Here is a 15,622-nt window from a genome sequence, read left to right as displayed (position 1 = left end):
CTTTCTGATGGTGACATAAGTTTGGCGGATATAACCGCACAAATAATTCATTTACATTATTTGTCACTATCGTTACTATATCGGCTGTAATTAATGAGGTTATGCCCAAATGGATAGTTCGTTTACGCCCATTGAACAAATGCTTAAATTCCGCGCCAGTCGTCATGAGGACTTCCCGTATCAGGAGATCCTGCTGACCCGCCTGTGCATGCACATGCAGGGTAAGCTACTGGAAAATCGTAATAAAATGCTGAAAGCTCAAGGGATTAACGAGACGTTGTTTATGGCGTTAATTACGCTGGAGTCTCAGGAAAATCACAGCATTCAGCCGTCAGAGCTGAGCTGCGCGCTGGGTTCATCCCGTACTAATGCCACCCGTATTGCCGATGAACTGGAAAAACGCGGCTGGATTGAACGCCGTGAAAGCGATAACGATCGCCGCTGCCTGCATCTGCAGCTGACCGACAAAGGTCACCAATTCCTGCGTGAGGTGCTGCCACCTCAGCATAATTGCCTGCATCAACTGTGGTCTGCCCTCAGCACCACCGAGCGCGACCAGCTTGAGCACATTACTCGCAAGCTGCTGACCCGTCTGGACCAGATGGATGAAGACGGCGCTGTTCTAGAGGCGCTGCGCTAACGCGACAACACGCTCAACAATCCCAGACTCATAAGAAAACCGACAGGCCAGCACGTCACACTGCTGGCCTTTCTGACAACAGCTCGGCTCAGCCGATGTGAAAATAAGAAGATCGTGGAGAACAACAATGAGCGCAAATGCGGAGAGCACTACCCCGCAGCAACCGGTCAATAAAAAGGGCAAACGCAAAAGCGCCCTTATTGTACTGACATTGCTCTTTATTATTATTGCCGTGGCATATGGGATCTATTGGTTTTTAGTATTGCGTCATGCTGAAGAGACAGACGATGCATACGTGGCAGGGAACCAGGTACAAATTATGGCGCAGGTATCGGGCAGCGTGACGAAAGTCTGGGCTGATAACACCGATTTTGTGCAAAAAGGGGATGTATTGGTCACGCTCGATCCGACCGACGCCCAACAGGCTTTTGAAAAAGCCCAGACCGCGCTGGCCTCCAGCGTCCGTCAGACCCGCCAGCTGATGATCAACAGCAAGCAGCTGCAGGCCAACATCGACGTGCAGAAAACCGCACTGGCGCAGGCGCAAAGCGACCTGAACCGTCGCGTTCCCCTCGGCACTGCCAACCTGATTGGCCGTGAAGAGCTGCAGCACGCGCGTGATGCCGTTGCCAGCGCACAGGCGCAGCTGGACGTGGCGATTCAACAGTACAACGCCAACCAGGCGATGGTGCTGGGCACCAGCCTGGAAAACCAGCCTGCCGTGCAACAGGCTGCCACCGAAGTGCGCAACGCGTGGCTTGCCCTGCAGCGTACTAAAATTGTCAGCCCGATGACCGGCTACGTCTCTCGTCGCTCCGTCCAGCCTGGTGCCCAAATTAGCCCAACCACGCCGCTGATGGCGGTCGTTCCGGCGGACAACCTGTGGGTTGATGCGAACTTTAAAGAGACGCAGCTTGCCCATATGCGTATCGGCCAGACCGCGACGGTGATCAGCGATATTTACGGTGATGACGTGAAGTACACCGGGAAAGTGGTCGGCCTGGATATGGGGACCGGCAGTGCCTTCTCCCTGTTGCCAGCGCAAAACGCCACCGGGAACTGGATCAAAGTGGTTCAGCGCTTGCCTGTACGTATCGAACTGGATGCAAAACAGCTGGCGGACCATCCGTTGCGTATTGGCCTCTCTACGCTGGTAACGGTTGATACCGCCAACCGCGATGGTCAGATCCTGGCAAGTCAGGTGCGCAGCACCCCGGCTTATGAAAGTAACGCCCGTGAAATTAGCCTCGATCCGGTCAATAAACTGATCGATGACATCGTGAAGGCAAACGCCGGTTAATCCGAAGGTGAGCGTTATGCAACAGCAAAAGCCGCAAAAACCGCTGGAGGGGGCGCAACTGGTTATCATGACCATTGCGCTGTCGCTGGCGACATTCATGCAGGTGCTGGACTCTACCATCGCAAACGTGGCGATCCCAACCATCGCCGGTAACCTTGGCTCGTCACTGAGCCAGGGGACCTGGGTCATTACCTCGTTTGGGGTGGCAAACGCCATCTCCATCCCTATCACCGGCTGGCTGGCGAAGCGCGTCGGTGAAGTAAAGCTGTTCCTGTGGTCAACGGTATTGTTCGTGCTCGCCTCCTGGGCGTGCGGCATGTCCAACAGCCTGACGATGCTGATCATCTTCCGCGTCATTCAGGGGATTGTGGCCGGGCCGCTGATTCCGCTGTCGCAGAGTTTGCTGCTGAACAACTATCCGCCCGCTAAGCGCTCTATCGCGCTGGCGCTGTGGTCAATGACGGTGATTGTCGCACCGATTTGCGGGCCTATCCTCGGCGGCTATATCAGCGACAACTACCACTGGGGCTGGATCTTCTTCATCAACGTGCCAATTGGTGCGCTGGTGGTGATGCTGACCCTGCAAACGCTGCGCGGTCGCGAAACCCGAACAGAGCAGCGGCGAATTGACGCCATTGGTCTGGCGCTGCTGGTGGTCGGGATCGGTAGCCTGCAGGTGATGCTCGATCAGGGTAAAGAGCTGGACTGGTTTAACTCGACAGAGATTATCATCCTGACCGTTGTCGCGGTGATATCGCTGAGCTTCCTGATCGTCTGGGAGCTGACGGACGATAACCCAATCGTCGATCTCTCGCTGTTTAAGTCGCGAAACTTTACCATCGGCTGCCTGTGTATCAGTCTGGCCTACATGCTCTACTTCGGCGCTATCGTTCTGCTGCCGCAGCTGTTGCAGGAGGTATATGGCTACACCGCAACCTGGGCAGGTTTGGCTTCTGCGCCAGTGGGGTTAATTCCGGTCCTGCTGTCGCCGATTATCGGCCGCTTCGCTCACAAGCTCGACATGCGCAGGCTGGTGACCTTCAGCTTTATTATGTACGCGGTGTGCTTCTACTGGCGCGCGTATACGTTCGAGCCGGGCATGGACTTTGGCGCGTCCGCGTGGCCGCAGTTCATTCAGGGCTTCGCCGTGGCGTGCTTCTTTATGCCGCTGACGACCATTACGCTTTCCGGCTTGCCGCCTGAGCGCATGGCGGCGGCATCAAGCCTGTCGAACTTTACGCGTACGCTGGCAGGCTCCATCGGGACGTCGATCACCACGACCCTTTGGACCAACCGCGAGTCGATGCACCATGCGCAATTGACCGAAGCGGTGAACCCGTTCAACCCTAACTCGCAGCAGATGTACAGTCAGCTTCAGGGAATGGGAATGACGGAGCAGCAGGCGTCCGGCTGGATCGCTCAGCAGATCACCAACCAGGGCCTGATTATCTCGGCAAACGAGATATTCTGGATATCGGCGGGGATCTTTATCATCCTGCTGGGACTGGTATGGTTTGCCCGACCACCGTTTGGCGCCGGAGGCGGCGGCGGCGGTGCGCACTAACGTGCGGTGTCCAGATCGCGACAGCGATTGTCAGTAACGATAAAGCAGCGCTCCTGAAATCGATTCACGATAGTGAAAAGACAACAGGAGCGCACCATGCTGAAAACACCTTCCGACAAATACCAACCTCAACCTGCTATTTCCCTGCCCGATCGCCGCTGGCCTGAGCAACGCCTCACGCAGGCGCCGCGCTGGCTTTCCACCGATTTACGCGACGGTAATCAGGCCCTTGCCGAGCCGATGGACAGCAACCGCAAACTGCAGTTCTGGGCGCTGTTACTGCGTTGCGGATTCAAAGAAATCGAAGTCGCTTTCCCCTCTGCCTCGCAGACGGACTTCAATTTTGTGCGTCAGTTGATCGACGAAAACCGCATTCCGGATGACGTCACCATTCAGGTATTAACCCAGGCGCGTGAAGACCTTATCCTGCGTACCTTTGCGTCGCTGCGCGGGGCGAAGCAGGCCACCGTACACCTGTATAACGCCACCGCCCCGCTGTTCCGCCGCCTGGTGTTCGGCATGGAGAAAGCGCAAATCGTTGAGCTGGCGACCCGTTCCACGCGTCTTATCCGCACGCTGTGCGAAGAGAATCCCGCCACCCGCTGGCAATACGAATACTCTCCGGAAACTTTCTGCTTTACCGAGCCGGACTTTGCGCTGGAGATTTGCGAAGCCGTGGCGGACATCTGGCAGCCGTGCGCCGAACGCCCGATGGTGATCAACTTACCGGCCACCGTTGAGGTCAGTACACCGAATGTGTATGCCGATCAGATTGAGTATTTCTGCCGTCATTTCAGCCGCCGCAGCGATGTCTGCATCAGCGTCCATCCGCATAACGACCGCGGCACCGGTGTCGCCAGCGCGGAGCTGGCCCTGATGGCCGGTGCAGACCGTGTCGAAGGGTGTCTGTTTGGGAACGGCGAACGAACCGGTAACGTCTGCCTGGTCACGCTGGCGATGAACCTCTACAGCCAGGGGATTAGCCCGAATCTGGACTTTAGCGACATGAATCACGTGGTGGAGGTGGTAGAAACCTGCAACCAGCTGCCGGTGCATCCGCGACATCCGTGGGCAGGACGGCTGGCGTATACCGCATTTTCAGGTTCGCACCAGGATGCCATCAAGAAAGGCTTTGATGCCCGCAAGCCTGACGAACGCTGGGAGATGCCCTATCTGCCGGTTGACCCACAGGATATTGGTTGCACTTACGAAGCGGTGATCCGGGTTAACAGCCAGTCAGGAAAAAGCGGCAGCGCGTGGCTTATTGAACAAAACCATGGTCTGAAATTACCCCGCGCCCTGCAGCAGGACTTTAGCCAGCACGTACAGCAGGAAACCGACCAGCACGGTAAAGAGATGACGCAGCATGCGCTGTGGCAACTGTTCCGCACACGTTATGGGCTGGTAGAGACGCCGGACTTTGCCCTGCACGCTTACCGTAGCGACAGCCAGCAGGACGGGCAGTTACATCTGACGGCAAGCGTCACGACGCAGGGCGGGATGCGCCAGCTGGAGGGGCAAGGCAACGGGCTGTTATCCGCGGCGGCCAATGGTATAAGCCGCTGGGTCACGACCCCGTTTGTGATTAAGGACTATCACGAACATACGCTTGGGGAGCGCAGCGACAGCCGCTCGGTGGCGTATATCCGCTGTCTGTTTCAGGATGGTAGCAGCCGCTGGGGCGTCGGCATTGACAGCGACGTGGCCCGCGCGTCTCTTCAGGCCCTGTTCAATGCTGTCAGCTAGCTGTCTTTGAAATAATCGCTGGGTGATATCCCCATCACCCGGCGAAACATCGCCGTAAAGGCACTGTGGCTGCCGTAGCCCAGATCCAGCGCCACGCGTAGCACTGGCTGACCTTGTCCCAGGCGCAGCAGCGCTTCCAGCAGGCGCGCCCTTCTTAGCCACTCACCGTAGCTTAACCCCGTCTGCTGCTTAAAATGGCGGTTCATCGTACGTTCACTCATACCAAGCGTGTTTGCGGCCTGCATGCTGCCCCAGCTTTCCCCCGGCAACAGCCGGATCTGCTGGCAAAGGGTACGCAACGGCTCGCTTTCCGGCTCAGGCAGGTGAAACGGCAGCACCCGCAACGTGCGGATTTCATCCAGAATGAGCTCATATACGCGCTCATCACGACTGCCCGGGGAGTAGGACGCCTCAAGCGTCAGCGAGGTGAGGATAAGTTCGCGTAACAGACCGGAGATCTGGACTATCTGACAGGTTGCCGGAAGATCGGCTCGCGCGAGGGGATCGATAAACAACGTGCGCGCCGCAACGTTGCCGGTAATACGCAAAGAGTGCGGAGTGCCCGCGGGTAGCCAGACGCCGCGTCCGGGCGGCACCACCCAACAACCTGATGCGGTATCGACTCTCACCACCCCACTCAGGGTGTGCAGCAATTGCGCGCAGTCGTGCTGATGCCACGGCTCGCTGTCGCCATGAAGGTAATCATGGGCATAAGGAACAAGTGGGCGATGGGTAAAGGAGAAGGTTGAGGTTGTGGTCATGAGGTTAAACGCCCCTCACCCTACCCTCTCCCTGAGGGAGAGGGAAAAGGTGCACTAGATGTGCAGTTCCTGCAGTTTTTCTTTTGGCAGCGCCAGCTCTTCATTGCTGTTTACGCGAACGTCACGCTCGATGATATGACGCGCGATCTCCTGGGCTTCTTCCAGAGAGTGCATCTGGTAAGTTCCGCACTGATATACGTTCAGCTCAGGGATCTGGTTCTGCTCTTTCACCTTCAGCACATCTTTCATTGCCGCTTTCCAGGCATCCGCGACGCGTTTCTCTTCAGGCTGGCCAATCAGGCTCATGTAGAAACCGGTACGGCAACCCATCGGAGAGATATCGATGATCTCCACGCCATTACCATTCAGGTGGTCGCGCATAAACCCGGCAAACAGGTGCTCCAGGGTGTGAATGCCTTTCTCTGGCATCACTTCTTTGTTGGGCACGCAGAAACGCAGATCGAATACGGTGATCGTGTCGCCGTGCGGGGTGTGCATGGTCTTCGCCACACGTACTGCAGGTGCTTCCATACGGGTATGGTCGACAGTAAAGCTATCTAATAACGGCATACGTCACCTCCGATAGTGATTTTTTTTTAAAATAAACTGAACTCTTCTACAAAATGCACGTCTGAGTATATGAAAGACGCGCATTTGTTATCATCATCCCTGAATTCAGAGATGTATATTTTGGCCACAGCGATGTGGCCTTTTTCTTTTCTGTTAAGCCTGTTTCGCCAGAAACGCCTCAAACGTCTCCGTATCCGCCGCTTCAACCTCTTTCTGACGCACGACAGAGGCGTCTCGTTCTGCCACAAAATCGGCTTCACTCAGAATCTCTAACGGCTCCTGCTTCAGCATCTCGCGGTATTCCGCAGAGAGCGAACGCCCGGTGCCGCCAATACCCTGATCAATCATAGAACGCAGAATACGCGCTGAGAACGTCAGTTCCGGGTTATCAAACGATTCAACCAGCTGGTCGCAGACGTTTTGATAGGCTTCCCCACCGTCAATGCTGTCCATGGTCCGGGCAACACGCTTCAGGTCGCGGAACAGATCCTTACCCACTTTCGTCAGCGGGAACTGCGCTGTCTCGCAGCCAATCCCCAGCGTCAGACCCGGCTTGCGCCCTTCCAGAATCACGCGGTTCCAGTTAGTACGGGTACAGAGCAGTTCCTCTGAACTCATTTCCGGCGCATCCGCCAGTACGCACCAGACCATAAACAGATCCAGGAAGCGAACCTGCTGCTCATCAACGCCGATGGGTGAGAACGGGTTGATATCCAGCGAGCGCACTTCTATGTATTCAATCCCGCCGCGCTGCAGTGCATCCGACGGGGTTTCACCGCTGCGCGTAACGCGCTTCGGACGAATAGGCGCGTACAGTTCATTTTCAATCTGCAGCACATTGCTGTTGATCTGCAGGCGCTTACCGTCTTTTTCGAGGCCGATTTTCTCGTACTCTTCCGACGGCGTTTTGATCGCCCGCTTCAATCCTGCCACATATTCGTGCAATTCGTTAAACGTAATACCGAGATTGCTTTGCGACTTATTGGTATAACCCAGATCGCTAAGACGCAGGGAGGTGGCGTACGGGAGATAGTACATTCCACACTCTGTCTTCTCGAACGGCAGCGTGGTCGGTTTCCCCTGCAGGAATGACGAGCATATCGCAGGCGATGCGCCAAACAGATACGGAATGACCCAGCCAAAACGATAGTAGTTGCGGATCAGGCGGAAATAACCCGCGGAGATCGCGTCTTTATCCGTTTCGCCGCACTTCGCCTGCCAGAACGCCATGGGTAAAGAGAAATTGTAATGCACGCCAGAAATGGTCTGCATCAACGCACCGTAGCGGTTTTTCAGCCCCTCACGATAGAGCGTTTTCAGCTGACCGATATTTGACGTGCCGTATTGCGCCAGTTCAATCTCCTGGCCTTGTTCGATATAGCACGGCATGCTGAGCGGCCACATACGCTCATCACCCAGATTGCGGGCAGTGTAGCGATGGATGTCGCGCAGAATCGTTAGCATATGATCAATATCACCATCCACTGGCGTGATGAATTCCAGCAGCGCTTCAGCGAAATCGGTTGTGATCCATTTATGTGTCAGCGCCGAGCCTAACGCCTTCGGGTGACCCGTTGTTGCTAAGCTACCGTCCGCGTTAACGCGCAGCGTTTCACGCTCAAGACCACGCTGAATACCCTTCAGTGCCTGAGGGTGATTTTCCAGCCAGGCCAGCGCCTGAGATACGTCCGGGATCAAATTGACCTCCCGCCTGTCAAAGTATTGTTACTCAGCATAATTGTAATGGTTGACGATTGAAGGTCGCGTATTCATTCCACCAATTAGTGCCACCACGTCATACCCTGTAGTGTTGCCCATGCCACGAGAACATAGCGCAACGCCTTGCCAAGGCACAAAAAAAAGAGCACTGGCCCCCAGGAGATGCGCATCCATCCCGCCAGCAGGCACAGTAAATCACCTATTACAGGCATCCAGCTTAATAACAGCGTGGCAGCGCCATAGCGTTTTAGCCAGCCGACTGCCTTTTCCTGCCAGCGCGATTTTTCACGCAGCGGAAAGAAACGCCCAAGAATAACGTTAGTCAGCCCTCCAAAGCTATTACCCATTGTTGCTATTAACACGAGCAACCAGGGCTGACTCACGCCAGACAACAGCATCGCTACCAGCACCACTTCCGAATTTCCCGGCAAGAGCGTGGCGCTTAAAAAACTGCTGGCGAATAATGATAAAAGTGACAGCGCGTCACTCACAGTAAGCGGACGTCCACAACATCCATCCCGGCATCGCGCGCGGCCTGAATACCAAAATCAGCATCTTCGAACACAACACATTTCACCGCAGGCACACCCATCAGTTCTGCACAACGCAGGAAGGTGTCCGGTGCGGGCTTGTGATTTTGAACATGATCGGCGGCAACCACCGCAGAGAAATAATGACGCAGGCCAAGATGGGTGAGCAGCGCTTCCGCAATAGCGCTTTCACTGCCCGTGCCAACGGACATAGGACGACGCCCGTGCCATGCTTTTACGACGTCAATTAACGGTAATGGGCGCACGGTATCTAAAAGCATCGCTTTTACCGCATCGGTTTTTTCACGGGCCAGAAGGTGCGGGTCGAGATCGGCATGATTACGTTCAATCACGGCCTGCGCTATACGCCAGGTTGGGGCTCCGTTGAGGGCGATCATCGCCTGAAGATCGAAACGCATACCGTAACGAGCAAGGACATCAGTCCAGGCTTGACGATGCGTGGGTTCGGTATCCAGGAGAGTGCCATCCATATCGAAGATCAAACCGTCATACTGTGCGTACATCGTGCTCTCGCTAAACGATTAACAAAGCATTACTTTATCGTAAACGGTGGTTTTTGTCGCTCAAAGAGAAATGATTGCTGACGGAACGTCGAAGGAATAACCAGGGAGAAAGAGAGTGGTACAGAAAAGAAGATGGTGCATCCGGGAGGATTACTCGGCTGCGCCTCGCCCTTAGGGCCGTTGCAAAGCAACGTTATCTTCCCTGGTGCTTGCGGCTAACCCGCAGACCTTGAAACAACAGCCTTGCTATTATCTCGGAGAAGATGGTGCATCCGGGAGGATTCGAACCTCCGACCGCTCGGTTCGTAGCCGAGTACTCTATCCAGCTGAGCTACGGATGCATCGGGAAATGCTTTTGAAACAGTAAATGGTGCATCCGGGAGGATTACTCGGCTGCGCCTCGCCCTTCGGGCCGTTGCTAAGCAACGTTATCCTCCCTGGTGCTTGCGGCTAACCCGCAGACCTTGAAACAACAACCTTGCTGTTATCTCGGAGAAGATGGTGCATCCGGGAGGATTCGAACCTCCGACCGCTCGGTTCGTAGCCGAGTACTCTATCCAGCTGAGCTACGGATGCATCAGGGTACTGCTTTCAGAAATAGTAAATGGTGCATCCGGGAGGATTACTCGGCTGCGCCTCGCCCTTCGGGCCGTTGCTAAAGCAACGTTATCCTCCCTGGTGCTTGCGGCTAACCCGCAGACCTTGAAACAACAGCTTTGCTGTTATCTCGGAGAAGATGGTGCATCCGGGAGGATTCGAACCTCCGACCGCTCGGTTCGTAGCCGAGTACTCTATCCAGCTGAGCTACGGATGCATCGGGATTTACTATTGTACTACTCGATATTCATATCACTTCGAAAGCAATATGAAGTAATAGATGGTGCATCCGGGAGGATTCGAACCTCCGACCGCTCGGTTCGTAGCCGAGTACTCTATCCAGCTGAGCTACGGATGCAAAATGGCGGTGAGGCGGGGATTCGAACCCCGGATGCAGCTTTTGACCGCATACTCCCTTAGCAGGGGAGCGCCTTCAGCCTCTCGGCCACCTCACCACACAACGCCTCTTTCGAGTGCTTCGAGTAACTCGTTAAGAGCTTCTCGTCGCTGCGTGGCGCATATATTACTTTCTGGGACTTATAAGTCAAACAATTTTCCAAAAGCTTTTATCGTTTGCACAAATCACACGCAATTCGCATGCAAAAGCTGCAAAGAGGGTGTTTTATAAGCGGATTTTGCAGGCATCTTCTCAGAAAACTGATGACAGAATAGTGATGTTAAGGCGAGTTAAGGGTAAGAGAGTGGTTAAAAACAGAGCGATTGAAATTAAACGGTAACTTTAAGCAGGAAAAATGGCGGGAGAGGTTGCGTCTCGCCCGACAGCGAGACGCGACAATATCAGTAACTGGACTGCTGGGATTTTTCAGCCTGGATACGCTGGTAGATCTCTTCACGGTGGACAGATACTTCTTTAGGAGCGTTTACACCAATACGTACCTGGTTACCCTTTACCCCTAAAACTGTCACGGTGACCTCATCCCCAATCATGAGGGTCTCACCAACTCGACGAGTCAGAATCAGCATTCTTTGCTCCTTGAAAGATTAAAAGAGTCGGGTCTCTTGTATCCCGGCATTATCCATCATATAACGCCAAAAAGTAAGCGATGACAAACACGTAAAGTGTAAGCAGTCACGGCATCACATTCTGTTAAACGTAAGTTTAGCCGATATACACAAACTCAACCTGACTTTATCGTTATCGATAGCGCAGTGAACAAGACGCCATAACGTTACCGCTATGGCGTCTGCTTGTGCTTTGTAGTTATTACAGTTTCGCGCTCACCCAGCTTTCAACACTGGCCAATGCCGCAGGAAGTGCCGCCGCATCCGTACCACCGGCTTGCGCCATGTCCGGACGACCGCCACCCTTACCGCCCACCTGCTGGGCGACCATACCAATCAGTTCCCCTGCTTTTACGCGGTCGGTCACATCCTTAGAGACGCCCGCAATCAGAGAAACCTTACCTTCTGCCACTGTCGCCAGCACGATAACTGTGGAACCGAGCTGGTTCTTCAGATCGTCGACCATAGTACGCAGCATCTTAGGCTCAACGCCTGCCAGATCGCTGACCAGCAGTTTGACACCCTTAATGTCTACAGCTTTGCTGGAGAGGTTTGCACTCTCCTGCGCCGCAGCCTGCTCTTTCAGCTGCTGCAGCTCTTTTTCCAGCTGACGCGTACGATCCAGCGCAACGCGCACTTTCTCGCCCAGGTTCTGGCTATCACCTTTCAACAACTGCGCGATGTCGTGCAGCTGATCGCTCTGCGCATGCAGGCTGGCAATCGCGCCTTCACCGGTTACCGCTTCAATACGACGCACGCCCGCCGCCGTTCCTGATTCGGAAACAATGCGGAACAGACCAATGTCGCCGGTACGGGAGGCATGCGTCCCGCCGCAGAGTTCAGTCGAGAAGTCGCCCATGCTCAGCACGCGAACGCGGTCGTCATATTTCTCGCCAAACAGTGCCATCGCGCCTTTCTTCTTCGCCGCCTCGAGATCCATGATATGGGTTTCGATAGGCAGGTTACGACGGATCTGCGCATTCACCAGATCTTCTACCGCGCGGATTTCTGACGGCTTCATCGCTTCAAAATGAGAGAAGTCGAAGCGCAGCACTTTATCGTTAACCAGAGAACCTTTCTGTGCAACGTGCGTTCCCAGAACTTCACGCAGGGCAGCGTGCATCAGGTGCGTAGCTGAGTGGTTCAGACGAATGCGCGCACGACGAGCTTCATCAACGTTCGCCTGGACACCCTCGCCCACTTTCAGAGAACCGGCAGTCAGTTTGCCCTGATGGCCAATCGCCTGACCGTATTTCTGCGTGTCGCTTACGCTGAAGCTGAAACCGTTGCCTTTCAGTTCGCCTTTATCGCCAACCTGGCCGCCGGATTCTGCGTAGAACGGCGTTTTGTCCAGAATGACAACCGCATCCTGACCCGCGTTGATGCTGTCTACGGCTTTACCGTCAACAAACAGGGCGGTCACTTTGCCAGTCAGTTCCAGATTTTCGTAGCCTTTGAATTCTGATGCGCCATCAACGCGGATCATCGCGTTGTAGTCAGCACCAAAACCGCTGGACTCGCGCGCACGGCGGCGCTGCTCTTCCATTGCGGCTTCAAAGCCTGCTTCGTCCACTTTAATGTTGCGCTCACGGCAAACGTCCGCCGTCAGGTCAACCGGGAAACCGTAGGTGTCGTACAGGCGGAAAGCGGTTTCGCCGTCCAGCGTATCGCCCTGAAGTTTCGCCAGCTCTTCATCCAGCAGCGCCAGTCCGCGCTCCAGAGTACGAGCAAACTGCTCTTCTTCCGTTTTCAGAACCTGCTCAACCTGCGCCTGCTGACGTTTCAGCTCATCACCGGCTGCGCCCATCACGCCAATCAGTGGCCCAACGAGTTTATAGAAGAAGGTGTCCTTCGCGCCCAGCATGTTGCCGTGACGGATAGCACGACGAATGATACGACGCAGCACATAGCCACGGTTTTCATTCGACGGGATCACGCCGTCGGCAATCAGGAACGCGCAGGAACGGATATGGTCTGCAATAACGCGCAGCGATTTGTTGTTCAGATCGGTTGCCCCCGTCACTTGCGCAACGGCTTTAATCAGGGTGCTGAACAGGTCAATTTCGTAGTTGGAGTTAACGTGCTGCAGAACAGCCGCGATACGCTCCAGACCCATACCGGTATCAACGGACGGTTTCGGCAGCGGCTCCATCGTACCGTCAGCCTGACGGTTGAACTGCATGAAGACGATGTTCCAGATCTCAATGTAGCGATCGCCGTCTTCTTCCGGGCTGCCTGGAGGACCACCCCAGATATGGTCGCCGTGATCGTAGAAGATCTCGGTGCACGGACCGCAAGGACCGGTATCGCCCATCTGCCAGAAGTTGTCAGACGCATAAGGTGCGCCTTTGTTATCGCCGATGCGAATAATACGCTCGCGCGGGATACCAACCTCTTTTTCCCAGATTTCGTAGGCTTCGTCATCGGTTTCATAGACGGTAACCCACAGACGATCTTTCGGCAGGTTGAACCAGTTTTCACCGGTCAGCAGTTCCCACGCATATTGAATGGCATCGTGTTTGAAATAGTCGCCGAAGCTGAAGTTACCCAGCATTTCGAAGAACGTGTGGTGACGCGCGGTGTAACCGACGTTTTCCAGGTCGTTGTGTTTACCGCCCGCACGCACGCAACGCTGTGAGGTTGTGGCGCGGGAATAATTACGTTTGTCGAGACCAAGGAACACATCCTTGAACTGGTTCATCCCGGCGTTGGTAAACAGCAGAGTCGGATCGTTGTTCGGTACCAGGGAGCTGCTGGCAACTACCTGATGTCCCTTACTATGGAAAAAATCGAGAAACGCCTGACGGATCTCAGCGGTGCTCTTGCTCATAATTATCCTGAAATCAAGCTAACGAAATGTCGTAGCAAGCCTGTATCGGTAAAACGTTGGACAGACCAGCTACTGGAAAAAGTGGGAATAAGATAAGTTTTCTTTAGTGGGAAGTAAAATCCCGCATGCGTTCAATCCGCAAAATTACGCCAGATATCCTGAATATCTTCCATCAGAAAGCCGCGGTAGAGCAAAAAGCGCTGGATTTTAACTTTTTCTGAAAATTCACGTGGCAAGGGTTCGCCGTACTTGCGAATGGCCTGTTCTTTTGCCAGCGCGCACCAGTCTGTGTCGCATTCGCGCATGGCCTTTTCAATGGTTTCACGGGCGACCCCTTTCTGGTTCAGCTCCTGGCGGATACGCGCGGGGCCATATCCTTTGCGGCCACGGCTGGCAAGAAACCGGGAAGCGAAACGCTCGTCATCCAGATAGCGGTGCTCATAGCACCAGGCAATGACGCGGTCGTAATCTTCCGCAGTCGCATCAATCTCTTCCGGCCCGTTTTTACTCATGACGGGGGCCGACAGTTTTCGCCGCAACTCCTGTTCGCTGTGGTCACGGACGGCAAGAATGCGCACCGCACGGTCCAGTAAGCGTGCATAGGCAGGGCGGCGTGAAGTCGATTCACTCATAAAAAACCTGCTGATTCAGAAATGCAAAAAGGGCCGCATTAGCAGCCCTTCATCTTTAAACGAGAGAATTAGAAATCTTCGTTGGTTTCTTCAGCACCCGCGTTATCCACCACGAAATCAGGCGTACCGTCCTGGTTGTTCAGCAGAAGCTCACGCACTTTCTTCTCAATTTCTTTCGCCGCAGCCGGGTTCTCTTTCAGCCAGGAGATTGCATTTGCTTTACCCTGACCAATCTTGTCGCCGTTGTAGCTGTACCATGCGCCCGCTTTTTCAATCAGCTTCTCTTTCACGCCGAGGTCAACCAGTTCGCCGTAGAAGTTGATGCCTTCACCGTAGAGGATCTGGAATTCAGCCTGTTTGAACGGCGCTGCGATTTTGTTCTTCACAACCTTCACGCGGGTTTCGCTACCCACTACGTTTTCACCCTCTTTCACCGCGCCGATACGGCGGATATCCAGACGGACAGAAGCATAGAATTTCAGCGCGTTACCACCGGTAGTGGTTTCCGGGTTACCGAACATCACACCAATTTTCATACGGATCTGGTTGATGAAGATCAGCAGCGTGTTGGACTGCTTCAGGTTACCGGCCAGCTTACGCATTGCCTGGCTCATCATACGTGCCGCGAGGCCCATGTGAGAGTCACCAATTTCGCCTTCGATTTCAGCTTTTGGCGTCAGAGCGGCAACGGAGTCGACCACGATAACGTCAACCGCACCGGAACGGGCCAGCGCGTCACAAATTTCCAGCGCCTGCTCACCGGTGTCCGGCTGAGAACACAGCAGGTTGTCGATATCAACGCCCAGCTTACGAGCATAAACAGGGTCCAGCGCGTGCTCGGCATCGATAAACGCACAGGTTTTACCTTCACGCTGTGCCGCAGCGATAACCTGCAGCGTCAGGGTTGTTTTACCTGAGGACTCGGGCCCGTAGATTTCTACGATACGGCCCATTGGCAGGCCGCCAGCGCCCAGCGCGATATCCAGAGAAAGCGAACCGGTGGAGATAGTTTCCACATCCATGGAACGGTCTTCACCCAGGCGCATGATGGAGCCTTTACCGAATTGCTTTTCGATCTGGCCCAGTGCTGCCGCCAACGCTTTCTGTTTGTTTTCGTCGATAGCCATTATTACTCCTGTCATGCCGGGAGAAGCGACTGTGCTTCACCGTGGATTTCTGTTCTGTT

General features: G+C 54.6%; 13 protein-coding genes and 5 tRNA genes. 4 read left to right on the top strand and 14 right to left on the bottom strand.

The features are described 5' to 3' along the window. Positions 1–109: 109 nt before the first annotated feature. From emrR to leuA, 4 genes are all read left to right on the top strand, one after another. Positions 110–640, top strand: a complete 531-nt coding sequence (gene emrR, locus BH714_RS22270) for a multidrug efflux transporter EmrAB transcriptional repressor EmrR (RefSeq protein WP_014171323.1) — start codon at positions 110–112, stop codon at positions 638–640. A gap of 127 nt (positions 641–767) precedes the next feature. After that, complete coding sequence (emrA, locus tag BH714_RS22265) at positions 768–1,940, top strand: multidrug efflux MFS transporter periplasmic adaptor subunit EmrA (RefSeq protein WP_040018933.1); 1,173 nt, start codon at positions 768–770, stop codon at positions 1,938–1,940. 16 nt (positions 1,941–1,956) lie between these two features. Further along, the gene (gene emrB, locus BH714_RS22260) at positions 1,957–3,504 is read left to right on the top strand and encodes a multidrug efflux MFS transporter permease subunit EmrB (protein ID WP_020883860.1); all 1,548 of its coding nucleotides are present in this window, start codon (positions 1,957–1,959) and stop codon (positions 3,502–3,504) included. Positions 3,505–3,600: 96 nt separating this feature from the next. Beyond that, complete coding sequence (gene leuA, locus BH714_RS22255) at positions 3,601–5,250, top strand: 2-isopropylmalate synthase (protein ID WP_040018932.1); 1,650 nt, start codon at positions 3,601–3,603, stop codon at positions 5,248–5,250. On the opposite strand, the gene BH714_RS22250 is transcribed toward leuA, so the two are convergent. The 14 genes from BH714_RS22250 to recA all read right to left on the bottom strand — a co-directional run bounded on the left by BH714_RS22250 (position 5,247) and on the right by recA (position 15,563). After that, positions 5,247–6,011 (bottom strand): AraC family transcriptional regulator, encoded by a 765-nt coding sequence (locus tag BH714_RS22250; RefSeq protein WP_040018931.1) that lies wholly within the window; start codon positions 6,009–6,011, stop codon positions 5,247–5,249. The two genes, leuA and BH714_RS22250, sit on opposite strands and share 4 nt — an antisense overlap. Positions 6,012–6,065: 54 nt before the next feature. Continuing rightward, positions 6,066–6,581, bottom strand: coding sequence for an S-ribosylhomocysteine lyase (luxS, locus tag BH714_RS22245; protein WP_040018930.1), 516 nt, complete (start codon positions 6,579–6,581; stop codon positions 6,066–6,068). A gap of 153 nt (positions 6,582–6,734) precedes the next feature. Then, positions 6,735–8,279, bottom strand: coding sequence for a glutamate--cysteine ligase (gshA, locus tag BH714_RS22240; RefSeq protein WP_025203395.1), 1,545 nt, complete (start codon positions 8,277–8,279; stop codon positions 6,735–6,737). An 83-nt stretch (positions 8,280–8,362) separates the two neighbouring features. After that, positions 8,363–8,791, bottom strand: coding sequence for a YqaA family protein (locus BH714_RS22235; protein ID WP_032678833.1), 429 nt, complete (start codon positions 8,789–8,791; stop codon positions 8,363–8,365). Beyond that, a complete protein-coding gene (yqaB, locus tag BH714_RS22230; protein WP_014171331.1) occupies positions 8,788–9,354 on the bottom strand; it encodes a fructose-1-phosphate/6-phosphogluconate phosphatase in 567 nt (188 codons plus the stop codon). Before yqaB ends, BH714_RS22235 begins: the two co-directional genes overlap by 4 nt. 264 nt (positions 9,355–9,618) lie before the next feature. Continuing rightward, positions 9,619–9,695, bottom strand: a tRNA-Arg gene (locus BH714_RS22225). A 158-nt stretch (positions 9,696–9,853) separates the two neighbouring features. Further along, positions 9,854–9,930, bottom strand: a tRNA-Arg gene (locus BH714_RS22220). Positions 9,931–10,091: 161 nt separating this feature from the next. Next, positions 10,092–10,168 (bottom strand) — tRNA-Arg (locus BH714_RS22215). 64 nt (positions 10,169–10,232) lie between these two features. Then, positions 10,233–10,309, bottom strand: a tRNA-Arg gene (locus tag BH714_RS22210). 4 nt (positions 10,310–10,313) lie between these two features. After that, positions 10,314–10,406: transfer RNA gene (locus tag BH714_RS22205), tRNA-Ser, on the bottom strand. Positions 10,407–10,749: 343 nt separating this feature from the next. Then, positions 10,750–10,935 (bottom strand): carbon storage regulator CsrA, encoded by a 186-nt coding sequence (gene csrA, locus BH714_RS22200; RefSeq protein ID WP_000906486.1) that lies wholly within the window; start codon positions 10,933–10,935, stop codon positions 10,750–10,752. Positions 10,936–11,176: 241 nt separating this feature from the next. Then, positions 11,177–13,804, bottom strand: coding sequence for an alanine--tRNA ligase (gene alaS, locus BH714_RS22195; protein WP_025203392.1), 2,628 nt, complete (start codon positions 13,802–13,804; stop codon positions 11,177–11,179). A gap of 131 nt (positions 13,805–13,935) precedes the next feature. Next, entirely contained in the window at positions 13,936–14,436 is a 501-nt protein-coding gene (gene recX, locus BH714_RS22190; protein WP_014171334.1) for a recombination regulator RecX, read from the bottom strand. Between the two features lie 68 nt (positions 14,437–14,504). Beyond that, positions 14,505–15,563 (bottom strand): recombinase RecA, encoded by a 1,059-nt coding sequence (recA, locus tag BH714_RS22185; RefSeq protein WP_020883855.1) that lies wholly within the window; start codon positions 15,561–15,563, stop codon positions 14,505–14,507. Positions 15,564–15,622 lie beyond the last annotated feature (59 nt).

Origin of the sequence: Enterobacter ludwigii (assembly GCF_001750725.1) — a bacterium.
GTDB lineage: Bacteria > Pseudomonadota > Gammaproteobacteria > Enterobacterales > Enterobacteriaceae > Enterobacter > Enterobacter ludwigii.
The sequence above is the reverse complement of the archived record's forward strand: the minus strand, read 5'-3'. Positions and strand labels throughout refer to the sequence as shown.